The 24,036-nt window shown below is 60.3% G+C and carries 19 protein-coding genes and 1 pseudogene; 13 read left to right on the top strand and 7 right to left on the bottom strand.

From position 1 onward, the window contains the following. The first annotated feature begins 72 nt into the window (after positions 1–72). From E4P01_RS26095 to E4P01_RS26085, 3 genes are all read left to right on the top strand, one after another. Positions 73–627, top strand: coding sequence for a UPF0149 family protein (locus E4P01_RS26095; protein ID WP_216091300.1), 555 nt, complete (start codon positions 73–75; stop codon positions 625–627). Between the two features lie 166 nt (positions 628–793). After that, positions 794–2,050, top strand: a complete 1,257-nt coding sequence (gene aroA, locus E4P01_RS26090) for a 3-phosphoshikimate 1-carboxyvinyltransferase (protein WP_216091299.1) — start codon at positions 794–796, stop codon at positions 2,048–2,050. A gap of 33 nt (positions 2,051–2,083) precedes the next feature. Beyond that, the gene (locus tag E4P01_RS26085) at positions 2,084–2,473 is read left to right on the top strand and encodes a hypothetical protein (protein ID WP_005788540.1); all 390 of its coding nucleotides are present in this window, start codon (positions 2,084–2,086) and stop codon (positions 2,471–2,473) included. Between the two features lies 1 nt (position 2,474). Here E4P01_RS26085 and E4P01_RS26080 read toward each other — a convergent pair whose 3' ends face one another. Next, entirely contained in the window at positions 2,475–3,074 is a 600-nt protein-coding gene (locus tag E4P01_RS26080; RefSeq protein ID WP_216091298.1) for an NAD(P)H-dependent oxidoreductase, read from the bottom strand. Positions 3,075–3,146: 72 nt separating this feature from the next. Here E4P01_RS26080 and E4P01_RS26075 point away from each other — a divergent pair, with 72 nt between their 5' ends. Beyond that, on the top strand, positions 3,147–3,749 hold the full coding sequence (locus E4P01_RS26075) for a TetR/AcrR family transcriptional regulator (RefSeq protein ID WP_216091297.1): 603 nt from the start codon (positions 3,147–3,149) through the stop codon (positions 3,747–3,749). Here E4P01_RS26075 and E4P01_RS26070 read toward each other — a convergent pair. Further along, entirely contained in the window at positions 3,739–4,416 is a 678-nt protein-coding gene (locus E4P01_RS26070) for a GNAT family N-acetyltransferase (RefSeq protein ID WP_103734275.1), read from the bottom strand. The two genes, E4P01_RS26075 and E4P01_RS26070, sit on opposite strands and share 11 nt — an antisense overlap. A gap of 188 nt (positions 4,417–4,604) precedes the next feature. Here E4P01_RS26070 and E4P01_RS26065 point away from each other — a divergent pair, with 188 nt between their 5' ends. The 5 genes from E4P01_RS26065 to E4P01_RS26045 all read left to right on the top strand — a co-directional run bounded on the left by E4P01_RS26065 (position 4,605) and on the right by E4P01_RS26045 (position 11,238). Next, positions 4,605–5,315, top strand: a complete 711-nt coding sequence (locus E4P01_RS26065; protein ID WP_078821451.1) for a FadR/GntR family transcriptional regulator — start codon at positions 4,605–4,607, stop codon at positions 5,313–5,315. Positions 5,316–5,421: 106 nt separating this feature from the next. After that, on the top strand, positions 5,422–6,615 hold the full coding sequence (gene lhgO / locus E4P01_RS26060; protein WP_216091296.1) for an L-2-hydroxyglutarate oxidase: 1,194 nt from the start codon (positions 5,422–5,424) through the stop codon (positions 6,613–6,615). 56 nt (positions 6,616–6,671) lie between these two features. Continuing rightward, positions 6,672–7,997 (top strand): MFS transporter, encoded by a 1,326-nt coding sequence (locus tag E4P01_RS26055; protein ID WP_216091295.1) that lies wholly within the window; start codon positions 6,672–6,674, stop codon positions 7,995–7,997. Between the two features lie 81 nt (positions 7,998–8,078). Beyond that, entirely contained in the window at positions 8,079–8,930 is an 852-nt protein-coding gene (locus E4P01_RS26050) for a CAP domain-containing protein (protein ID WP_005788547.1), read from the top strand. Positions 8,931–9,033: 103 nt separating this feature from the next. Beyond that, positions 9,034–11,238, top strand: coding sequence for a GAF domain-containing protein (locus E4P01_RS26045; protein WP_216091294.1), 2,205 nt, complete (start codon positions 9,034–9,036; stop codon positions 11,236–11,238). Between the two features lie 45 nt (positions 11,239–11,283). On the opposite strand, the pseudogene E4P01_RS26040 reads toward E4P01_RS26045, so the two are convergent. From E4P01_RS26040 to E4P01_RS26025, 4 genes and pseudogenes are all read right to left on the bottom strand, one after another. Next, positions 11,284–11,982, bottom strand: a pseudogene (locus tag E4P01_RS26040) (GGDEF domain-containing protein); the annotation flags it as partial. A 51-nt stretch (positions 11,983–12,033) separates the two neighbouring features. Then, positions 12,034–14,271 (bottom strand): 1,4-alpha-glucan branching protein GlgB, encoded by a 2,238-nt coding sequence (glgB, locus tag E4P01_RS26035; protein WP_216091293.1) that lies wholly within the window; start codon positions 14,269–14,271, stop codon positions 12,034–12,036. After that, the gene (treS, locus tag E4P01_RS26030) at positions 14,268–17,615 is read right to left on the bottom strand and encodes a maltose alpha-D-glucosyltransferase (RefSeq protein WP_216091292.1); all 3,348 of its coding nucleotides are present in this window, start codon (positions 17,613–17,615) and stop codon (positions 14,268–14,270) included. Before treS ends, glgB begins: the two co-directional genes overlap by 4 nt. 149 nt (positions 17,616–17,764) lie before the next feature. After that, positions 17,765–19,753 (bottom strand): alpha-1,4-glucan--maltose-1-phosphate maltosyltransferase, encoded by a 1,989-nt coding sequence (locus E4P01_RS26025; RefSeq protein WP_216091291.1) that lies wholly within the window; start codon positions 19,751–19,753, stop codon positions 17,765–17,767. Positions 19,754–19,957: 204 nt separating this feature from the next. Between E4P01_RS26025 and E4P01_RS26020 the strand changes: the two genes are divergently transcribed. Beyond that, positions 19,958–20,116: a hypothetical protein gene (locus E4P01_RS26020; protein WP_164699486.1), complete on the top strand. Its 159-nt coding sequence runs from the start codon at positions 19,958–19,960 to the stop codon at positions 20,114–20,116. Positions 20,117–20,304: 188 nt separating this feature from the next. Further along, positions 20,305–21,312: a M10 family metallopeptidase C-terminal domain-containing protein gene (locus E4P01_RS26015; protein ID WP_216091290.1), complete on the top strand. Its 1,008-nt coding sequence runs from the start codon at positions 20,305–20,307 to the stop codon at positions 21,310–21,312. Between the two features lie 10 nt (positions 21,313–21,322). On the opposite strand, the gene E4P01_RS26010 is transcribed toward E4P01_RS26015, so the two are convergent. Next, complete coding sequence (locus tag E4P01_RS26010) at positions 21,323–21,814, bottom strand: MgtC/SapB family protein (RefSeq protein ID WP_005788557.1); 492 nt, start codon at positions 21,812–21,814, stop codon at positions 21,323–21,325. Between the two features lie 118 nt (positions 21,815–21,932). Here E4P01_RS26010 and E4P01_RS26005 point away from each other — a divergent pair, with 118 nt between their 5' ends. Both E4P01_RS26005 and ccoG read left to right on the top strand, forming a co-directional pair. Further along, positions 21,933–22,172 (top strand): DUF3203 family protein, encoded by a 240-nt coding sequence (locus E4P01_RS26005; protein ID WP_005788559.1) that lies wholly within the window; start codon positions 21,933–21,935, stop codon positions 22,170–22,172. Positions 22,173–22,356: 184 nt separating this feature from the next. Then, positions 22,357–23,766, top strand: coding sequence for a cytochrome c oxidase accessory protein CcoG (gene ccoG / locus E4P01_RS26000; RefSeq protein WP_032875737.1), 1,410 nt, complete (start codon positions 22,357–22,359; stop codon positions 23,764–23,766). Positions 23,767–24,036 lie beyond the last annotated feature (270 nt).

The raw sequence follows: 24,036 nt of genomic DNA, 5'->3' as shown, positions 1-24,036 counted from the left end.
CCCGGTGCACACGCCATCCTTTGCGCTTTAAGCCGCCCCTGTCAGCGGCGCTCGACGTTTTAAGGATATGCCATGCACGCCCAACCCCTCGCTCCCGCCGATTTCGACTTCATTGACGCCACCTTGCTCAAATACGGTGAAGACCACTCGGTGCTGAACATGGCCGAACTCGACGGTTATTTCACCGCCCTGGTTTCCAGCCCGGCCAAGGTGGACGTGGCCGAGTGGTTCCCGGCGATCTGGGGTGGGCAAAACCCTGAATGGGACAACATGGACGAGGCCCAGGATTTTCTCGAACTGTGTGTACGCCATATGAATACCCTGGCCGCGCAATTGGCCACTGATTCCCAGGCATTCAAAGCCCGTTTCGATGAAACCGAACATCAAGACCAGGCGGTGACGCTGGCTGAAGAATGGTGTTTTGGTTATGTGCGGGGTGTGACGATCGGCAACTGGCCGCCATTGCCCGCCGAACAAGCCGGGCAACTGGAAAAAATCACCGGGTGCGCCGAGCAGGATAATTTCGAACTGCCGGCGGACCTGGATATAAACGTCCATCAACAGCAGGTCAGCGAAATCGAACCGGCTGCGCGGGTGCTGCATGACTACTGGTTGAGCCAGCGTTAAGCCGGGCTTGCTGGCCCCGTCCCACATTTGAATCGGAGCACATTCCAGAAAATTCACGCAGATCACTTGCTCACTCGACAAGCATGGCGTGTTTGCCTGATTATTCGGGTCCGCACGTCGGCCACTCCACTCCACGCCACCTCGCCTTGACCAGGAGCCTTGTACCTTGAGTTCGCAAAAAACCGTGACCGTTACACCGCCCAACTTTCCTCTCAATGGCAAGGTCGCGCCCCCCGGCTCCAAATCCATCACCAACCGCGCCCTGTTGCTGGCGGCATTGGCCAAGGGCACCAGCCGTTTGAGCGGTGCGTTGAAAAGCGATGACACTCGCCACATGTCAGTCGCCCTGCGTCAGATGGGTGTGAGTATCGATGAGCCAGACGACACCACGTTCGTCGTCACCAGCCAAGGCTCGCTGCAATTGCCGGCCCAACCGCTGTTCCTCGGTAACGCCGGGACAGCCATGCGCTTTCTCACCGCCGCCGTGGCCACCGTGCAAGGCAGCGTGGTGCTGGACGGCGATGAATACATGCAAAAGCGCCCGATTGGCCCGCTGCTGACCGCCCTCGGCCAAAACGGAATTCAGGTCGACAGCCCCACTGGCTGCCCGCCCGTGACCGTGCATGGCACAGGCAAGGTACAAGCCAGGCGCTTTGAGATCGATGGCGGCTTGTCCAGCCAGTATGTATCGGCCCTGCTGATGCTCGCGGCCTGTGGTGAGGCGCCGATTGAAGTGGCGTTGACCGGCAAAGACATCGGCGCCCGTGGCTACGTGGACCTGACCCTGGATTGCATGCGCGCCTTTGGCGCCCAGGTTGAAGCCGTGGACGATACCACCTGGCGCGTCGCCCCGACCGGCTACACCGCCCAGAATTACCTGATCGAACCCGACGCCTCGGCCGCTACCTACCTGTGGGCCGCCGAAGTGCTGACCGCTGGCCGTATCGACATCGGTGTCGCGGCCCAGGATTTCACCCAGCCGGACGCCCAGGCCCAGGCGGTGATCGCCCAGTTCCCGAACATGCAAGGCACGGTGGTCGGTTCGCAAATGCAGGACGCAATCCCGACCCTGGCCGTGCTCGCCGCTTTCAACAACACCCCGGTGCGTTTTACTGAACTGGCGAACCTGCGCGTCAAGGAATGTGACCGTGTACAGGCACTGCACGACGGCCTCAATGAGATCCGCCCAGGCCTGGCGAGCATTGAGGGCGACGACCTGCTGGTGGCGAGCGACCCAGCCCTGGCCGGCACCGCGTGCACGGCGCTGATCGACACCCACGCCGACCACCGCATCGCTATGTGCTTTGCCCTGGCCGGGCTGAAAGTTTCGGGGATTCGCATCCAGGACCCGGACTGCGTGGCCAAGACCTACCCTGAGTACTGGAAAGCCTTGGGCAGCCTGGGCGTTCAATTGACCTACTGACACGCCGATCGTGAAACTTCGCCGGGAGCGTCAATGACCATTCGCCAACCCTGCCCTCCCGGCGCCTGTGTGTGCGAGCGTGAACAACTGCTGGAGGCGCCCGGCGCGGACCTGCGCATCCTCCAGTTGACGCGACAGCAGGAAAAAATCCTGCTCGAACGCCTTGAAAACCTCAAGAGTCTGCAAGACCTTGAACACATGCAGCAGCGGATGTACGAGCAACTGGGCATCCGCGTGCACATTGCGCCTGGGCATACCGAGGTCAAGAGTATGCGCGGGATCCAGATCGTTATCGACGAGTTGCCGGGCATGTGCCGCAAGACTCGTCAATCGATCCCGGCGTCGATCCGCCGCGGCCTGGAAAAACGCCCCGAGATTGCCTACCGCTTGCTCGATGCCCACGACCTGTTTCGCGACACCTGAATCACCCCGCGACTGTCTCGCGCTGGAACATCCCCTGCCCCACAGCTTTGGCCGTGTGCAAATGCGCCTGGGCGCCCCCGCTCTCCGAATCCAGCAGCAGCTTGGACGTCAGCACCTGCGCCCCGCAGTAATCAAAGATGCCGTAATCGATCTGGGTGTGCATGGCCTTGGCATAGCCGTGCCGTTCGAAAGCGCTGTCATCCGCGCCCCCGAGGGCCAGCAGGTGCACCTGCAAGTGGCGCAGTTTTTTCACGACGGGTGTGTCGGGGCCATAATCAATCGCCCAGCCGTTGACGAACACGCGGTCGACCCAGCCTTTGAGCAACGCCGGCATCGACCACCAGTAGATCGGGAAAGCCACCACCAGCGCGTCGGCGCGCTCGATACGCGCCTGTTCGGCCAGCACATCGGCCGGCGGAGTTGCATGAGCGCGGTGCACCTGATGGTCGGCGGCGGTGTAGCGTGGATCGAACCCTTCGGCGGCAAGGTCGGCGATTTCGAAAGTGTGGCCGGCGGCGGTCAAACCGGCGCCTACCTGAGCCGCTACGCTATGGGTGAGCGATTTCCGGTCGTGATGAGCAACTACGATCAAGGCGTGCATGACTTTAACTCCTGACAGGATTAAGCTACGTTTAGTAAGTTACGCCCCTTAAGTTACTTTTGGTATATAAGCATGTCAAGCAGTGAATCCCCTGCCCCACGTCGGCGCTTGTCCCGTGAAGATCGCCAGCGCCAATTACTCGATGTGGCGTGGCAATTGGTGCGCGAGGAAGGCACCGACGTCCTGACCCTGGGCCGCCTGGCGGAGCTGGCAGGTGTGACCAAGCCGGTGGTCTACGACCACTTCACCACGCGTGCGGGATTGCTGGCTGCTTTGTATGCCGATTTCGATGCGCGCCAGGACCAGGTCTTTACCGAGGCCATCGACACCAGTAAGGCGACGCTAGAGGACCGGGCATGGGTGATCGCTTCGGCGTATGTCGATTGCGTGCTGTTGCAGGGCCGGGAAATCCCCGGAGTGATTGCCGCGCTGAGCGGCTCGCCGGAGCTGGCGGTACTCAAGCGCGAATATGAGGCGATCTTCCTGGAAAAGTGCTCCAACGCACTGTCACCGTTCGCCTCGGGCGGCGGTGTTTCCAAGGCCGGCTTGCGCGCTATGCTCGGTGCGGCGGAAGCCCTGTCTCATGCGGCAGCCAATGGCGAGATCAGCCGTGAGGAGGCCCAGCAGGAATTGCTGGCGACCATCCTGGGGATGGTCCAGCGGGTCAAATCGTAGGAAACCGCTGCTGGATGTACAGCTGCACCTTGCGCGTCAACTGATCCAGATGCCGGTCACGCTGTTTTTCAGCGTCGACCATGGCGCGCTTGCCGTGCTTTTGCAGCAGGTAGGTATGAATCTGGCGCACTTCCAGCGAACGATAGATCGCTGCCACATCCAACACCCCCATCAAGCCATCGGTGCCGTAGTCCCGGGTGTTCATCAGCACTTGGGTGCCACGTGCGCCGCGCACTTGAAAACCCATGGCCTCGAACGCCGGCACCTTCTCCACCGCACAGGCCAGTTCGGCGTGGGGATAGCGCGCCAGCACATCGCCTAGCATTAGCTTGGCCACGCCCTGGCGACGAAAGCCTGCCTGCACCGCCATAAAGGCAATGCCGCAGGCTTGAGGGTCGTTCTTGACCGGCAGATACAGGCAAAAACCGACAACGGTTTCGTCCTGCATCGCCACGACCAGCTCGACGGCGATGCCCTTCTCGCCATTCAACGCCTCAAGGTACAAGTGCACCTCAAACCCGATGGCGTACTGGTAGATGTTGTAGAGCAAGTTACTTGGCGCCAGCGCGACACTGCTGATGTCGGTGAGGTTGTCCACCACCATCTGCAGGATCTGGCTATTGACCGATTCGGGGCACGGCGTGGTGTAACGGGTAAGGCTGAACATGCAAATTCCTGGAGTTTCGCGTCAAGGCAGCGGCGATTGTACCTGTTGCAGGCAGCTCATGGCCCGCACAGTGAACGCAGGTAACGGGCCTTGCCGCCTATCTTGCTGCACTGATCGTGTTGGACACATATTGACAAGCTAAATTCGTAACGACTATTGTCTGACAACCTGATTACCAAGGTTTCATCATGCTTGAGCTCCAGCGCCCCGACTCGCTTGTCGTACGGGTTGTCAGCGCCATTCGCGCAGAAATCGAATCCGGCCAACTGGCTCCGGAGTCGCGCCTGCCTACCGAACAGCAATTGGCTGAACAGCTCAACGTCAGCCGCTCTGTGGTGCGCGAGGCCATTGCCCAGCTCAAGGCCGACGGTGTTCTCACCGCCCGCCGGGGGTTGGGGTCGTTCATTTCGCAGACCCCGGCCGGCACTGTGTTCCGTTTCCCGCAGCAAAATGGGCGACGGCCTGACCTGGCGCAGATGTTCGAAGTGCGCCTGTGGATCGAAACCCAAGCCGCCTCGATTGCCGCCCAGCGCCGTGACGCCGCCGACCTGCAACGCATGGAAAGCGCCTTGCAGGCCATGCAGGACCATCGCGACGACTTTGAAGCCGCAGCCCTGGCCGATGTGGAATTCCACCGCGCCATTGCCGACGCCAGCAAGAATGACTACTTCGTGGCCTTCCATGACTTCCTCAGAAGCCAGCTGGCGAGCGCACGCAAGACCGCCTGGGAAAACTCTGCCTCGCGCTTCGCCACCGGCTCGGCCGATGCGACCCAGGAACACCAGCAGCTCTATCAGGCCATCGCCGACGGTGATGCCCAACGCGCCGCTGCCAGTGCAGAGGCCCATCTGCGTGCATCCGCACGGCGCTTGCAACTGGAACTGCCTCCCATCAACTGATCGACTTTTTAAAGCGTGTCCCCGGACACGCCATTTTTTTAACAAAAACATTAGTCTGACAACCTGATAAGCAGACCAAAATGTCTAACCTTAGGTACTCCCAGCAATGATTCACGACTTTTGCATTATCGGCGGCGGCATCGTCGGCCTCGCCACTGCCATGGAACTGCTCAAGCGCCAACCCGGCGCATCACTGGTGATCCTGGAAAAGGAGCCGGTGCTGGCCAAGCACCAGACCGGCCACAACAGCGGCGTGATCCACGCCGGCATTTACTACGCCCCCGGCAGCCTCAAGGCCGACCTGTGCAGGCGCGGTGCCGAAGCCACCAAGCAGTTCTGCCGCGAACACGGGATCAAGTTCGAGGTGTGCGGCAAGCTGCTGGTGGCCTCCAGCCCCCTGGAAATGCAACGCATGGAAGCCCTGCACGCCCGCGCCCAGCTCAACGGTATGCAGGTCGAGCGCCTGGATGCCGAGCAACTGCGCGAGCGTGAACCAAACATCGTCGGCCTGGGCGGCTTGTTTCTCGATGCCACCGGCATTGTCGATTACCGCCAGGTGTGCGAGACCATGGCCCAGGTGATTCGCCGCAACGACGGGCAGATCTGCCTGGAACGCACGGTCACTGCGATCCACGAAGACACCGATAAAGTCACGGTCCATACCCAGGGCGAAACCTGGCAGGCGCGGCACCTGGTGGTGTGCGCCGGTTTGCAATCGGACCGCCTGGCGCGCCTGGCAGGGATCAGTATCGACCATCAGATCATCCCGTTTCGTGGCGAATACTTCCGCTTGCCGGCGGCAAAGAACAACATCGTCAACCACCTGATCTACCCGATCCCCGACCCGCAGTTGCCGTTTCTCGGCGTGCACCTGACACGCATGATCGACGGCAGTGTCACCGTCGGCCCGAATGCCGTGCTGGGCCTGGGCCGCGAGAACTACCGCAAGTTCTCGGTGAACTGGCGCGATGTGGCGCAATACGCCAGCTTCCCGGGTTTCTGGAAAACCCTCTGGCAGAACCTCGGCTCCGGCACCACCGAGATGAAAAACTCTTTGTTCAAGTCCGGCTACCTGGAGCAGTGCCGCAAGTACTGCCCTTCTCTGACCCTCGACGACTTGCTGCCCTACGAGGCCGGTATCCGTGCCCAGGCAGTCATGCGCGACGGCAGCCTGGTACACGATTTCCTATTCGCCCAAACCCCGCGAATGCTCCACGTGTGCAACGCACCTTCACCGGCCGCCACCTCGGCCATGCCCATCGGCGCGATGATCGCCGACCGTCTGTTCCAGCCTCAGTAATACCCGTACTGCCCGTTCACCCAAAAATAACTACAAAGACCAGAAGGAAATCCAGCATGTCGGCATCCGCCTCCATCCCCGGCACCGAAACGCCCGAACAAACCCGCAAGCGCCTGCGCAAAGTGGCCGCCGCCACCATCTTTGGCTCGATACTGGAGTGGTACGACTTTTACCTGTACGCCACCATGGCGGCCATTGTGTTTTCGAAGATCTTCTTCGATAACAGCGACCCGAAAACGGCCACGCTGATGGCCTTTTCCACCTTTGCCATCGGCTTTATCGCCCGCCCTTTCGGCGGTATTCTGTTCGGCTACCTGGGTGACAAGTTCGGACGCAAGCAGGTGCTGGTGCTGACCTTCTGCCTGATGGGCGTGTGCACCACGCTGATCGGCCTGATCCCCAGCTATGCCTCCATCGGTATCTGGGCGCCGATCCTGCTGGTGTTCATCCGCATCATCCAGGGGCTGGGCGCGGGTGCTGAACTGTCGGGCGCCGCGGTAACTTCCTACGAACACGCCTCCCATGGCAAGCGCGGCAGCCAAGGTGCCTGGCCGGCACTGGGGCTGAACCTGGGCCTGTTGCTGTCCTCACTGACCATTTACCTGCTGACTATCAACGGTAACGAGTTCTTGCTGGCCGGCGGTTGGCGCATCCCGTTTATCTGCAGCATCGTGCTGGTGGGCGTGGGTCTGTGGGTGCGTAACAGCATTCCGGAAACCCCGCAGTTCGAGGAACTGAGCAAGGAAAAAGCCAAGGCCAAGCCGTCGCCCCTTAAAGCGTTGTTCAAGAACGACCTCAAGGGCCTCGCCGTGGTGTTCTTTGTCGCGATTGGCTACAACGCCCTGAGCTATATCTTCAAGACCTTCTCCCTGGCTTACCTGACCCAATTCAAAGGTGTGGATGTACACGTCACCTCCCTGTCGGTGACCATCGCCAGCCTGGTGGCCATCGTGGCCGTGCCTTGCTTTGGCTGGCTGTGCGACAAGTGGAGTAGCAAGACCGTGTTGATGCACGGCGGTCTGTGCTCGCTGCTGTTCGCCTACCCGTTCCTGGCCCTGCTCAACAGTGGTGAAAGCCTGATGATCTATCTGGCCATCGGCGTGGGCACCGGTATCCTTGCGCCGATGATGTTTGCGCCCCAGGGCTCGTTCCTGAGCCGGCAATTCCCGACCCAGACGCGCTCATCGGGTTTCGGCACCGGGCGCGAAATCGGCACCGCGATTGCCGGTGGCCTGGCACCGCTGGGCGCGCTGTCGATGGTGGCGGCCTCGGCCACTCACTCCACCGATGGCGTGGTGGTTATCCTCGCGATTTCCGCCCTGCTGGTGGTGGTGTTCGCCCTCTGCGATCAGGGTGCAAAACACTCGACATTCAAGAACTGAAGAAAAAAGTTCGGACCAACGGGTGCATGGATGCACCTGGATCGCGCATCATGGGCACTTTCAAGCTCAAGGGTAACGTCCATGCGCGTTCTGTCATTGATGATGGGTCTTACGACGCTGGCCGCCACTACGGTGTTCTGCGCCAGCGCGATGGCGAATGAAGAAAGTCAGTTAGTCCAACAGATCAACCAATACCGCAGCCAGGTGCAACGCTGCGGTGACCAGGGTTCCCAGGAACTGCCACCGCTGACCAGCGACACACGGCTGGTACTGCCGGCCTCCAATGTCGGCGATTTGCAGCAGTCGCTGGCGCGGGCTGCGTACCCTATGGTCAACGTGCAGGCCATCAGCCTGTCCGGGCCCAAGGATGCCGACGCCGCCATGAAAGCAGTGCGCGAAAGCTTCTGCCGGGTCGTACTGGACCCGCAATATGTCGACATCGGCGTCAGCAACAGCGGCCAGGATTGGCGCATCGTGCTGGCCCGCCCACTGCTGACCAGTGGCCTGGGCGACTGGCAGACCGAAGGCAAGCAACTGCTGAACCTGGTCAACGCCGCGCGCGCCGAACCACATCAATGCGGCACCCAGGCGTTCAGCGCGACCACGCCGCTGTCGTGGAACGACACCCTGGCCAGCGCGGCCAACAGCCACACGCGCAACATGGCCAACGGCAACTTCTTCGACCACCTGGACCACGACGGTCGTACTCCCGGTGACCGCGCCGAACTGGCCGGGTATATCGCGAAGAACATCGGCGAAAACATCGCTGCCGGCCTCGATACCCCTCGCAAGGTCGTGGACGGTTGGCTCGCCAGCCCCGGCCATTGCGCCAACCTGATGAACCCGCAATTTCGCGAATTGGGCGCGGCCTACGCGATGGACCCCAAGAGCGATGCGGGTATCTATTGGACAGGTGTATTCGCCGCTCAATAACCTGGATATTCGTGCTGAACTGGGAGCAGTCATTCAGGTCTGTTGCTTGACAACCTGAGGTTTCAGGCAATAGTCGAACCGCGGTAGATAAGGTGTTGACCCCATGATGAATTGGCTGCAAGGCAGCAGCGACATGGCCGAGCGGGTCCGCCAGCATGATTGGGCCAGTACGCCCCTCGGCCCGCTGGAGCAGTGGTCCGATGTATTGAAGACCACCGTCGCGCTGTGCTTCGCTTCCAGGTTTCCCCAGGCCATTGTTTGGGGGCCTGAGTTGATTACGCTCTACAACGATGCATTCCGGCCGATCCTGGGCAACAAGCCGGAGGCACTGGGCCGCCCTTTCAGCGAGGTGTGGCACGAGGCCTGGAGCGAGATAAGCCCCATCGCCAGCGCGGCGTTCGACGGTCATGCCACCTATATTGAAAACTTCCCGCTGATGCTCAAGCGCAATGGTGCGCCGGAACAGGCGTATTTCACTTTTTGCTACAGCCCTATCCGCGACTCCCGAGGCAACCTAGTGGGCATGCTCGATACGGTGACCGAGACCACCTCCACCGTATTCCTCGCCCGTCGCCTGGCGGTGCTGGATGCCATCGGCAACGCCGTGGCCAGCGCCACCGACGCCGAAGCCATCATGACATCGACCACCCAGCTGCTGGCGCAACACCTGCAAGTGTCGATTTGCGCCTACGCCGATATGGATGAGGATGAAGATGGCTTCACTATCCGTGGCGACTGGGCGGCACAGGGCTCACCCAGCATCATCGGCCACTACAGCCTGGCGGCGTTCGGCGAACGCGCGGTGAGTGCTCTGCGTGCCGGTCAGCCCCTGGTGATCCGCGATAACCTGATCGAACTGCCCGCCGATGAGTCGGCAACCTTCCAGGCGCTGGGCGTCACGGCTACCATCTGCGTGCCGCTGATCAAGGATGGACGCCTCACGGCGTTGATGGCCGTGCATGACAAACAGCCCCGCTACTGGTCGCCCTACGATCTGGCGTTGTTGGGTGAAGTGACCGAACGGTCCTGGGCGCACATCGAACGCGTGCGCGCCGCTGCCGCCGTACGCGAAGGCCTGGCGGCCTACACCGAACTCAACGCCACGCTGGAGCAGCGAGTGGAAGAACGCACCCTCGCGCTGGCCCAGGCCGAGGCCGCGCTGCGCCAGTCACAGAAGCTTGAAGCCATCGGCCAACTGACCGGCGGCGTCGCCCATGACTTCAACAACCTGCTGACCATCATTCGCTCGTCAGTGGACTTCCTGCGCCAACCGAACTTGTCGCAAGAGCGTCGCCAGCGCTACATGAGCGTCGTCTCCGACACCGTGGAGCGGGCCAGTAAACTCACCAGCCAATTGCTTGCCTTCGCCCGTCGCCAGCCGTTGAACCCGCAGGTATTGGATGTCAGCCAGCGGGTACGCAACATCGGCGAGATGCTTGAAAGTGTCACCGGCGCCCGCATTCATGTACAGGTGCAGTTGCCCGATCAGCCGTGCTACGCACGCATTGACCCCAGCCAGCTCGAAACCGCGCTGCTCAACATCGCACTCAATGCTCGCGACGCAATGGACGGCCAGGGCACCCTGACCCTCAAGGTCGCCACACAGCAAGCGCTGCCGCGCATCCGCGGTGACGCCGAGTCGCGCCTGCCGTACATCAGCATCTCTCTGACCGACACCGGCACCGGTATTGCCGGCGACACCATCGACCGTATCTTCGAGCCGTTCTTCACCACCAAGGCCGTTGGCAAAGGCACCGGGCTGGGCCTGTCGCAAGTCTTCGGCTTTGCCAAACAGTCGGGCGGCAACATCGATGTGGCAAGTACCCTCGGCCAGGGCACTGTGTTCACCTTGTATTTGCCCCAAGTGGAAGGCGAACCCGCCCCGCAGCAGGACGAGCAGGAGCAACTTGTACCGCCGCAGGAGGCTGCCCAACGGCATGTTCTGATCGTAGAAGACAACCTGGAAGTGGGACGTTTCGCCAGCCAGATCCTCAAGGACCTGGGCTACAAGACCACTTGGGCGACCAATGCCGAGCAGGCACTGGCCCTCGCTGGCAACGACGCCCGAGCCTTCGACGCGATTTTTTCGGATGTGGTCATGCCGGGGATGACCGGCGTTGCGATGGCCAGACTGCTGCGTGAGCGGCGTCTGGACCTGCCGGTGGTACTTGTCTCAGGCTACAGCGAAGAGCTGGCGGACAGCGGTTATGAGGGGTTTGAGTTCCTCGCCAAACCCTACTCCGCCGAACAGGTCGCCAGGGCGTTGGTGAGGGCGATGTCCAAGGATCAGACCGCTACGGCCACCTGATCACGACCTTAAGCCTTAGCGGTGCAGGTCTTCAAACCCGTCGCGCTCATCGGTTTGGGCCGCGCGGGTTGAAAGACGGTGTGTACGCTCCATTTGCCGAGTCAGGCGGAAGGCTTTTTCCAGCGCATCGGACAGTTTGCAGGTGGCCGTCACCACAAAAGATGAAAACACCAGCACCGCCAGGGCCACACCCACTTGCATCGGCGCCGGCTGGAACAACAGCCACAGCGTACAGGGCAACAGCACCAACGCCATCGAACTCAAGGTCATGTAGCGAAAGGCCGAGTAGCAGGACACCGCACTGACTGACATCCCTACGGTAAAGAGCATCACCAGTACCTGGGACACACGGTCATCGACCGGCATCACCGCCAGCGCTCCACCTCCCCAGATGCCAGCCGACAACATCAGCGTGATCCAGTAACGCCGCTCCCAACGCTTTGGGGTGCGCTCGCTGTCAGGGCAGCGAAACCACTGCACGAACATGTGCAGGCGCAGCAGTGACGAGCAACCCAGCAGCACCAGCCATACCAGAATGATTCGATGATCGAAGCGATCCCAGCACAGCCAGCAGAGCATGGCGGCGCCCAGATAACTACCGAAGACGGCCGAGAACGACTGGCGAAACAGTTGGTGCAACCGGTCGGTTCGCACTTGCTGCTCGATGATGGGGTCCTGATCTTGCCCATGCCCAAGGCTGTTCATGCAATGCGCCTGTGTCGATTGCGACGGCAAAGGCGCCATTGTGGCACCCTGCCAGTATCGGGAACAACTGCATCCGCCAATCCAGTGCCCTTACAGCTCCTGCGGACGCAGAATCAACACGCCCAGCGGCGGCAGGTTCAACGACAGCGACATCGGTTGCCCATGACGCGGCTCATCCTGGGTGAACACCTCTCCCCCATTGCCAAAGTTGGAACCGGCGTAAGTGTCCGCATCACTGTTGATCACCTCACTCCAACGCCCGCCGAACGGCACCCCAACCGCGTAGCCTTCACGCGGCACCGGGGTGAAGTTAGCAACCACCAGCACCGGCCGGCCATCCTTGCTCCAGCGCAGCCAGGCGTAAACACTGTTGATCGCATCATCGCCAATCAGCCACTGGAAGCCTTGGGGCGCATCATCCTGTTCATGCAGCGCCGGCTCCTCGCGGTACAGGCGGTTCAAATCGCCCACCAGCTTTTGCACACCACGGTGCTCAGGGTATTGCAGCAGATACCAGTCCAGTTGCTGGTCGTGGTTCCATTCGCGCCACTGGCCAAATTCGCAGCCCATGAACAACAGCTTCTTGCCCGGGTGCATCCACATGAAACTCAGATAGGCGCGCAGGTTGGCAAACTTCTGCCAGCGATCTCCCGGCATCTTGTCGATCAGCGAGTGCTTGCCGTGCACCACTTCATCGTGTGAGATCGGCAAGATAAACCGCTCGGACCAGGCATATACCAGGCCGAAGCTCAGCTCGTTGTGATGATGGGCGCGGTACACCGGGTCTTGCTGGATGTAGTGCAGCGAGTCATGCATCCAGCCCATGTTCCACTTGTAATTGAACCCCAGGCCACCTTGTTGGGTAGGCTGGCTGACCCCCGGCCACGCCGTCGATTCCTCGGCGATCACCAGCGCGCCGGGCGCTTCAAGGGCGACCACGTCGTTCAAATGCCGCAGAAAATCGATGGCTTCCAGGTTCTCGCGCCCACCATGGCGGTTGGGCACCCACTCGCCGGCCTTGCGCGAATAATCGCGGTACAACATCGAAGCCACCGCATCCACCCGTAGCCCATCCACATGAAAATGCTTGAGCCAGTGCAGGGCCGAGGCCAGCATGAAGCCGTGCACTTCCGTACGGCCCAGGTTGTAGATCAGCGTGTCCCAGTCCTGGTGAAAGCCCTCCAGCGGGTTGGCATACTCGTACAGCGCTGTGCCGTCGAACTGCGCCAGGCCGTGGGTATCGGTGGGGAAATGCGCCGGCACCCAATCGAGAATCACGCCGATATCCGCCTGGTGACAGGCATTGACGAACCAGGCGAAATCCTCGGGCGATCCAAAGCGTGCACTCGGGGCGAATTGCGACAAAGCCTGATAGCCCCAGGAACCACCAAAGGGGTGCTCCATGATCGGCATCAGCTCGATATGGGTGAAGCCCAGTTGCTGCACGTAGGGGATCAAGCGCTCCGCCAGTTCACGCCAGCCGTATTGACGGGCGACCTCGCCGGTCTCGTCCAGCTCGCACTGCCAGGAGCCCACGTGCAGCTCGTAGATCGACAACGGCGCCGTGGATTTCTGCTTGTCACCCCGGGCTTGCATCCACTCATGGTCTTGCCAGTCCACCTGCAACGGTGCGGCGACCTTGGAGGCCGTGTCGGGCGGCAGTTGGGTGGCCAGCGCCACCGGGTCGGCCTTGAGCGGCAGGATCCCATGGGCCCCGAGGATTTCGTATTTGTAGGCAGCGCCCGGCTGCAAACGCGGGATAAAAATCTCCCACACACCGGAGGGATGACGCAGGCGCATCGGATGGCGGCGACCGTCCCAGATATTGAAATCGCCAACTACCGAAACCCGCCGCGCATTCGGTGCCCACACCGCAAAGCGCACACCTTGCACGCCATCGACACTGGTCACCTGGGCCCCCAGGCAACTGCCCAGGTCGCGGTGATTGCCTTCGGCAAACAGGTAAAGGTCCATTTCCCCCAACAGCAATTGACTGAAGCTGTAGGGGTCTTCGGTAATCTGTTCACCGCCCGCCCACTGGATTTTCAGCAGGTACGGCTGGCGCGTGCTGAACTGCCCGACAAACAAGCCTGGCACCTGGGTTGCATCGAGGCCGCCCAGCACTTCACCGCCATCCCGGCTGAGTACCTGAACGCTGAGCGCCTCGGGCAGAAAGGCGCGAATAAACTGCCCGCCCTGCTCGTCGTCATGCGGGCCCAGGATCGAGAACGGATCCGGGTGTTCGGCGCGTACCAGCGCTTCGACGTCCTTGGACGCCGGCAATGCAGTCAACTTGGGCTGCAGCGGTTCTTTATGTGTAAAACTCATGACGTCTCCCCACCGCGTACAGGTTTCGATTTAGGTGTAAGCCCGCTCAGCAAGCCATGCAGCCCTTGCAAGGGCACCGGCAACCAGGTCGGGCGATTTTCCGCTTCGTAGGCCACTTCGTACGCGGCCTTTTCCAGGCTGAACAACGTCAGCGCTGCGTCCTGGCCGTTGGCATCCTGCCAATCATGCGCCAGTGTAGACGTCGCCGTCTGATAAGCCTGAGTAAATGCCTGGCGGGCTTCACTCAGATAGCGATCGGTGACGCGCTTGCGCGCAGTGTTGGCTTGCGGTGTCTGATCCACTGCTTGCACATTCAGGGCCATGGCCGCCGCGTAGTCAAAGGAGCGCAGCACTCCGCTCACATCTTTATAGGGGCTGTGCTTGCCGCGCCGCTCATGCAACGGCCGCGCAGGTTCCCCTTCAAAGTCGATCAGGTACGCGTCGCCCTTGACCACCAGCACCTGGCCCAGGTGCAAGTCACCGTGGACACGAATCCGCAGCCCGCCGACCGTGGCCTTCGCCAACGCCTGGACATGCCCGGCGATGGTTTTTTTGTGTACCAGTAACTCACTGACCAACGCCTGGTCAGCGGGGTTCAACTGGCTTTGATGAAGCTTGAGCAATTGCAGCGCACGCTCGATCTGCGCGCCGACATCCTTGGCCCAGGCCTGAGTATCCTTGGCGGTAGTGATTTGCGGTTTGAAGTCCTTGTCATCCGTTGGCGCACCCAGCACACCATGCATTTCCCCCAGGCGCTGGCCAAGCGCGGCGGCGAAATCCGCCAGTTCGCCAAGGGCGTTGTAGTGCTGCTCCTGTTCGGAAATGGCCTCGGCCAACTCGTCGCGGATCGCCCGTTCCAGGTTGTTCTGGGTCCAACTCCAGGCATCGCCCTGGTTGCTCAGGTAGCCCTGGGCAATCATCAGCAGGTTGTCCTGCCCCTGCCCGTCGCGGCGGCTCATAAAACCCAGCAAAGGCGAGATATTCGGGTAGCCGGCGGCGGTCAGGTAGGCGCTCATTTCCAGCTCCGGGTGTACCCCGGCGCTGACTTTGCGAATCAGCTTGAGCACCAGGCTTTCGCCCACCACCACCGAACTGTTGGACTGCTCGGCAGACAAGTAACGCACCGGCGATTCGTGAGTCAGTTGCAGCCCGGCCAGGTGTCCGGTCGCCTCAAACCGCAGATCGCCCTCACTGGAGTTGAGCACGGTCCCTGCCTGCATGGCCTGGATGACTTCACGGATGAAAGGCTCAAGGCTGAAGGCATCGGTCACCAACCCTACCTGGCGAGTACGTCGCACCCGGGCCAGGGCCAATTGCTGGGGCAAGGCGCTGCTCACCTGATCTTCGCCGAGAAAGCCCAACGGCAGTTGATAACGGCTGACCTGACCGCCGCTGCTGACCTCGACTTCACTGAGCAATACCGGGTGCTGTGGGTCGCCAAAACGTACGCCGTAAGCGATGCGCACGCTGTCGATCGCCGTGTCTTTGCCGGCAAACCAGCGACGTTTGGGCAACCAGGCTGGCAATGAGGTTTGTTCCAGGCTGGTGCGGCAAGGCTCTTCGAGTAATTCTTCCATGCGTTTTTTCAGTACCAGAGTGGTGAAGTCGGGCATGCTCTGCGCCGGTTCCACATGCCAGCTTGGCATCTGGTTTTCCGTCGCCAGCACAAACCAATAAAAGCCATAGGGCGCCAGGGTCAGCAGGAAATTCAGCTGGCCAATCGGTGGAAAGGCATTACCGCCGAGCATCTCCACCGGCACCATGCCGGCGAAGGCAGACAAGTCCAGCTCCGCCGCCTGGGCGCTGCGCGACACATTGGCCACGCACAGGATGATTTCGGTGTGGCCGTCTTCCCCCGTGTATTCACGGGTGTAAGCCAGGATGCGCCGATTGGTCGGCGAGAGCATTTTCAGGCTGCCACGGCCAAAGGCCTTGGACTGCTTGCGCACCGCGAGCATGCGCCGGGTCCAGTTCAGCAACGAATGCGGGTCCTGGGCCTGGGTCTCGACGTTGACCGATTGATAACCGTATTGCGGGTCCATGATCGGCGGCAATACAAGGCTGGCCGGGTTGGCACGGGAGAAGCCGCCATTGCGGTCGATAGACCACTGCATCGGCGTACGCACACCGTCGCGGTCGCCCAAGTAGATGTTGTCACCCATGCCGATCTCATCGCCGTAATACAAAGTCGGTGTGCCCGGCATCGACAACAACAGGCTGTTGAGCAACTCGACACGGCGACGATCACGCTCCATCAGCGGCGCCAGGCGTCGACGAATACCCAGGTTGATTCGGGCGCGGCGGTCTGCAGCATAGTAGTTCCACAGGTAGTCACGTTCTTTGTCGGTGACCATCTCCAGGGTCAGCTCATCATGGTTGCGCAGGAAGATCGCCCATTGGCAATTGGCGGGAATCTCCGGGGTCTGGCGCAGAATATCGGTGATGGGAAAGCGGTCTTCCTGGGCCAGCGCCATATACATGCGCGGCATCAGCGGGAAGTGGAAGGCCATATGGCATTCATCGCCGTCATCGCCTTTGCGCTCACCGAAATACAGCTGCGTGTCTTCGGGCCATTGGTTAGCTTCAGCCAGCAGCATTCGGTCGGGATAATGGGCATCTATTTCGGCGCGAATCTGCTTGAGGACGTCGTGGGTTTCAGCCAGGTTTTCGTTGTTGGTGCCGTCGCGTTCGATCAGGTAGGGGATGGCGTCCAGACGCAGGCCGTCAATGCCCAGGTCCAGCCAATAGCGCATTACCGACAGTACGGCCTTCATGACTTGCGGGTTATCGAAGTTGAGGTCGGGCTGGTGGGAGTAGAAGCGGTGCCAGAAATACTGGCCGGCGACCGGGTCCCAGGTCCAGTTGGATTTTTCGGTATCGAGAAAAATGATGCGCGTGCCGTCGTACTTCTGGTCATCGTCCGACCACACGTAGAAGTCCCGCGCGGCCGAACCCGGCTTGGCCTTGCGCGCACGCTGGAACCAGGGGTGCTGGTCGGAGGTGTGGTTGATCACCAGCTCGGTAATTACCCGCAGCCCGCGTTTATGCGCCTCGGCGATGAAGCGTTTGGCATCGGCCATGGTCCCGTAGTCGCTGTGCACGCCACGGTATTCGGCAATATCGTAGCCGTCATCGCGACGTGGCGAGGGGTAGAACGGCAATAGCCAGATGGTGTTCACGCCAAGGTCGGCAATATAGTCGAGCTTGGCAATCAGCCCGGGGAAGTCACCGATGCCATCATTGTTGGAGTCAAAGTAGGATTTGACGTGAACCTGGTAAATCACCGCGTCCTTGTACCAGAGCGGGTCTTTGATGAAGGTGGCTGTCTTGGGTTTCTTCGCCATCGGGAACTCCTGAAGCAAATTTTTTAGACGACATGCTTTTCCTGTGGGAGGGGGCTTGCTCCCGATAGCGGCGTGACAGTCAATAAGCTTATTGCCCGATAGAGCGCTATCGGGAGCAAGCCCCCTCCCACACTGGCCCTGCGCAAGGCTCAGGAAGCGGTGATGCGCCAGATTCCAAAGGGCATCTGCGGTTCAAGCCGTGTCCATTGGGTCTTGCCGTACCAGGTCCAACGGTGGCCGTTCATCAAGTCTTCACCCTGGGTCTGGGCGTCATCCGGCAGGCCCAGCTCCCACAGCGGTAGTTCAAAATGGGCTTCCTGAGCGTTAAAGGGATCGAGGTTGACTGCCACCAGAATGAAGTTGCTGCCATCTTCGCTGCGCTTGCCGAAATACAGGATGTTGTCGTTCCAGGCGTTGTAGAGCTTGAGCCCCAGGTGTGTGTGCAGGGCCGGGTTCTGCCGACGGATACGGTTGAGTTGGGCGATCTCGGCAATGATGTTGCCGGGGGCGGTGAAGTCCCGCGGGCGGATTTCGTACTTCTCCGAATCCAGGTATTCCTCCTTGCCCGGCACTGGCGCGGCTTCGCACAGTTCAAAGCCTGAATACATGCCCCACAGGCCCGAGCCCATGGCCGCCAGCGCGGCACGAATCAAGAAGCCGGCGCGCCCGGACTGGTGCAAAAAGCCTGGGTTGATATCCGGTGTATTGACGAAGAAGTTCGGCCGGTAGCATTCGCGCCACGGCGACTGGTTCAATTGCGTCAGGTACTCGCTCAACTCGGCCTTGGTATTGCGCCAGGTGAAGTAGGTGTAGCTCTGGGAGTAGCCGACCTTGCCCAGGCGCGCCATCATCGCCGGAGTCGTAAAGGCCTCGGCGAGGAAGATCACCTCAGGGTATCTGGACCTGACATCACTGATCAGCCATTGCCAGAATGGCAGCGGCTTGGTGTGGGGGTTGTCGACGCGAAAGGTCTTCACGCCCTCTTCCACCCAACCCACCACAATATCGCGCAGCTCTGTCCATAAGCCCGGAATCGCATCCGCCGCATAGAAATCGACGTTAACGATGTCCTGGTACTTTTTCGGCGGGTTCTCTGCGTATTTAATCGTGCCATCGGGGCGCCAGTTGAACCAGCCAGGGTGCTGTTCAAGCCACGGATGGTCCTGGGAGCATTGGATGGCAAAGTCCAGCGCAATTTCCAGGCCGTGGTCGGCAGCGGCTTTGACCAGGCGACGGAAATCCTCACGACTGCCCAGTTGCGGGTGAATCGCCTCGTGCCCGCCCTCCTCGCTGCCGATGGCATAGGGGCTGCCCGGATCATCGGGGCCGGCGGTGAGTGAGTTGTTCTTACCCTTGCGATGGCTGCGGCCGATGGGATGGATCGGCGGGAAATACAGCACGTCAAAGCCCATGTCGTGGATCATCGACAAGCGCGAGTGCACGTCATTGAATGTGCCGTGGCGGGCCGGATCGTCGGTGATCGAGCGGGGAAACAGCTCATACCAACTGGCGAACTGCGCCGCCTCACGCTCTACGTCAATCGGGTAGGCGGGGCTGATGCTCAGATAAGCGCGATGATCGGCCTGGGTCATCAGGTGTGCACTGTCTTCGTGCAGGAACAACGCCACCTGCTCGGTTTCCAGCAGGCCCGACAATTCGTGGTGCAGCAACATCAAGCGGTCGCGCAATTCGTTGTCACTGCGCTCGGCGGCCTGCAACACCAGGCTACGGCCCTCCTGCAATTCAAGGCTGACCGGCACCCCGGCCTCGTGTTTCTTGCGCAGTTCATAGCAGAAGCTGGCGAAGGTATCGATCCATGCCTCGATGCAGTATTCATGCGGACCGAGGTGGGCGACGGTGAACGCGCCCTCCCAGCCATTGTTACCGACATCGGTCATGACCACGCTGTGCCAGCTTTCATCCTCCAGCGCGTGCCAGCGGATCAGCACCGCCAGTTTGTCGTGGCCATCGGCGAACACCTTACTGGTGACATTGACGCGCTGGCCGACCACGGCCTTGACGGCAAATTCCCCTTTGTCGATCACCGGCATGGTGCTTTCGATAGCGATCCTGGGTAACAACAGCGCTTGCGACAACGGCAGTGCGCAGCCCTCTGGAGCCAGTATTTCAGCAGTCATCGAGCATCTTCCCCTTACGCCCCGTGGACGCTCTTTGCTTGATCCGAATTCAAGTACGGCGACGCTCTCCCTGAGCAGAGCCGTTTAAAGTCCGAGCCTGGGCGCGCGGCAAAAGTTCAGGTGGATATGTGGCCGCCGGGCGGGGAATCAATTCCCTAAGGCAATGGTCCACCCATAGAGCCAAGCACAAAGGAGGCCACACTGATGAACATCCCAATACCCCCTGAACCCGAAGATCCGAATATCGATGCCCCGCCCTTGCCGCCTTCGGAGCCGACGCCGGCGCCAAAGCAGGAACCCCCTGAAGATGAGCCACCCGCAGCGCAAGAACCGCCCACGACCACGCCGCCGGTCATCGTCTGAGTCACAATGATGGAGGTTCGCTCGGGACGGGCCAGGCTGTTCTTCAGCTCGAGCGAGCCGCAAAAAATCGAACTCTCCTACAGACACTGGGAACAAGCCTGAATGCTCGCGTGACTGCAGGTTTATATATTTACCTCGCACTCAACCCATCTTCCGATGGGAAGTTCTGATCCTATCGCGAGGACACCATGTCGACTATCAACCCTCAGCACTTTTCCCGCACGCAGCCATCGCCACCTGGACACTCCAGCGGCGCCCACGCTCAGGGCCGGCCAACACAGCAGCAGGTGGATGCGTTGCTCAACGCTGGCCCGAACTGGTCCGTTACGCCCAAGGCACCGGACCGTGCACAGCAATCGCCTGACACGCGTTCCAATCAGACCTCTCCTGAGCAACACGCAGACGCGACGAAACGCGTGAGCGATACTCATACACTATTGACCCCGGAAACAATCAACGCGCTACAGGGTAATCCGGACTCTGCCCAATCTCGTGCAATCAAGTCCGAACTCGAATGGATTTTTCAGCCAGAAAACAGGCGCGCAGCGTTACGTGGGCCCGACGCCAAAGCGAACCGCAAAAAATTTGAAGAGATGAGCGTCGTGCTCAATGCCGGTGCCAGGAACCTGAACTCAGCCAAGCACAAAACAACAGAAGAGGTAATGAATAAATTCGCCTTTAAAAATATCGAGACCCTGCTCGGGGCATTTGACGGCGACGCCTCGAGCTCTTTTGGCCGTCTCGATAACTCACTCGCAGAGTTAGCCAAAATCAAACAACACTATTCCAGGATGGACTCGACCTATAAAACCTTAAGCAATACCTGCGATTCGCTGGCCAAGGAAAAGCTCGACGCGTCACAAGCAGATGCCACGCCACCGCCATCGGCCTCCGACACTGGCCACGACAGCTCTGCAACCTACAGCTTCCGCTCTGCCAGTGAATCCACACTCGAGTCTCCTCAAGAGATCCGCAATTTCAAATCCCAAGACAAACTGAACCTGACCGGCATTCAGAAACAGTTGAACACCCCGCTGCGGTGGGTTGAGCGCCGCCCAGAGTCGATCGGGGAGATACAGATTCAATATTCGCCCAATAAAAATGTCAGCGTGGTAGTCATTGCTGATGCTCCAGGCAAGCCACCCTTCGTACTGAAGGTGTTTGGTGAGGTGCGCCAAAGCAACATCGTGACCTGATGGCTGGGTATCACTTTTCCACTAACTTGACGATTCTCGGCATGATGCTGAACACCGCCAGGGCCAGCAACGTACTGAGTACCGCCGTCGATTCACGCCCCATGCCCGCCGCCACCCCGATGGCGGCGGTCATCCACAACCCGGCAGCCGTGGTCAGGCCCTTCACATGCTGGCCCTCTTCATCTTCCTTGCCCTTGAGGATAGTGCCGGCGCCAAGGAAGCCGATGCCCGCAATCACCCCTTGAACCACCCGGCTCATGGCGTCTGCCTGGTTGCCGGACATCTGCGGCACCAGCACGAACAGCGCCGCGCCAAGCGCCACCAGCATATGAGTGCGCACGCCCGCCGCCTTGCCCTTGTGTTCACGCTCAAAACCCAGGATGCCACCCAGGATCGCAGCGATCAGCAGGCGCACAGTCACTTGAGTGAGTTGCCGGGCATCGGCGATGTCGGCGAACTCGGCTTGCAGGGTTTGCCACACTTGTTGCCACCAGACGTCCATGGATGCGCTCCTTTTATTATGAGTAAAGAATAGACCGCACAGACCGCCAGTCAGTTGCCCGGAACCCGTGCGCATGGCAGTCGCCTAACGCTGCACAGTTCACAAAACGGAGATCGTCATGACCGTACGCATCGAAAATCATCTGTGCTACTTCACGCTCGACGAAAACGGCCAGGAACAAAGCCTGCCCGCCACCCGGGTGACCATCCTTACCGATCACGACAAAGCCATGTCTTATCTGGAATTGGCGGGTTCTCGCATCTACATCACCGAAGCCGAGGCGGACGCCCTGACGGTTGAAGGCGCCACCGATGGCCGTCAGCATGTGAAGGCCGACGAACCGGGTTCGGTGATTTAATTGATCTGCGTCAGCCCCTTCGATCGATCGCTGCACCTTATTGACGCTGGGGTGCAGCACATTGACGCAGATGGGTACATCCAGCCCATCTGATCCGCTTTATATCGCCATACCTGAGTCTGTTATGCAAACAGCCTGTCGCCCATAGTGCATTGGCCTGATGGAGGCTGATGAGCGAACGACCATGAGCGAACGAATCCCAACCGTGGAAACCTTTGAGCCCATACACCCAAAGAAGGTGAAGGCCAAATCCAGCGATAACCTGATCCATACCCGCAGCTTTACCGGCCTGTTCCGCACCTTGCGTGTCAGTGGAGCGGCTTTGCTGTTCCTGGCCTTTTTCGGCACCGTATGGCTGAACTGGGGTGGGCGCCAGGCCGTGCTGTGGGACCTGGCGCACAGCAAGTTCCACATTTTCGGCGCCACCTTCTGGCCGCAGGACTTTATCCTGCTCTCGGCGCTGCTGATCATCTGTGCCTTCGGCCTGTTTGCGATCACGGTGTTTGCCGGCCGCGTCTGGTGCGGTTATACCTGCCCGCAAAGCTCGTTCACGTGGCTGTTCATGTGGTGTGAAAAGATCACCGAGGGCGAGCGCAACCAGCGTATCAAGCTGCAGGCGGCCCCGTGGAGCCTGAACAAACTCGCGCGACGCTCAGCCAAACATACGCTGTGGCTGGGCATCAGCGTGCTGACCGGGCTGACCTTTGTCGGCTACTTCACGCCCATCCGCCCTCTCGCCGTCGAACTGCTGACCTGGCAAATCGGCGGGGTGAGCTTGTTCTGGGTGCTGTTTTTCACGGGCGCTACCTACATCAATGCCGGCTGGTTACGCGAAGCGGTGTGCATGCATATGTGCCCGTATGCGCGATTCCAAAGCGTAATGTTTGATAAAGACACCCTGACCATTTCCTACGATACCGCCCGCGGCGAACGCCGTGGCCCGCGCAAACGCGAAGTGCAGCCAGCCGATGCAGGGCTCGGTGATTGCATTGATTGCCAGCTGTGCGTGCAGGTTTGCCCTACCGGCATCGATATCCGCGACGGCCTGCAAATGGAATGTATCGGCTGTGCGGCCTGCATTGATGCCTGCGACTCGATCATGGACAAAATGGGCTATGCCCGGGGTTTGGTGAGCTACACCAGTGAACACCAACTGCAGGGTGGCAAGACTCATCTGCTCAGGCCACGCCTGATCGGCTACAGTGCCGTACTGCTGGTAATGATTGCTGCGTTGGTGGTGGCCTTGATTGAACGGCCGATGGTGTCGCTGGATGTCACCAAGGACCGCGGCATGTTTCGCGAAAACAGCCAGGGTTTGATCGAGAACATCTACAGCCTCAAGGTCATCAACAAGACCCAGCAACGCCAGGACTACCGGGTGGAACTGGTGGATGCCGACGGGTTCCAGTTGCAAGGCAAGACCCGGATCAGTCTGGCGCCCGGAGAAATCGTCGATATGCCGGTGTCAGTGGCACTGCTGGCCGAGAAGCCGGCGAGCAGCTCGCAGAGCCTGCGCTTCAAGGTGACAGATGTGGATGAGCCCTGGATCTACAGCGCCGCAGACAGTCGCTTCGTCGCGCCGTTGAACCGCTGACAATCCGCCAATGTGGGAGGGGGCTTGCTCCCGATAGCGGTGGGTCAGAACAGTTTTGGTTACTGACACCCCCTCATCGGGACATAGGTATCTACACAATTTTTTAGGTTGTAGAAGCCGACGGTAACTACGATGCGAAGCGAGCCGCTCTTGATCTGTTTTTGATCTTAAGCGCCCCGTCAAACCACGCTGGCCGGAATTCGACAGGGATTCTGGGCCGGCATTCCGGCTTTTCGAAAGTGACCCGCTGTAAGAGCGGAACCATAAGTG

This window comes from Pseudomonas sp. NCIMB 10586 (genome assembly GCF_023127895.1).
GTDB classification, from domain to species: domain Bacteria; phylum Pseudomonadota; class Gammaproteobacteria; order Pseudomonadales; family Pseudomonadaceae; genus Aquipseudomonas; species Aquipseudomonas synxantha_A.
The sequence above is the reverse complement of the archived record's forward strand: the minus strand, read 5'-3'. Positions and strand labels throughout refer to the sequence as shown.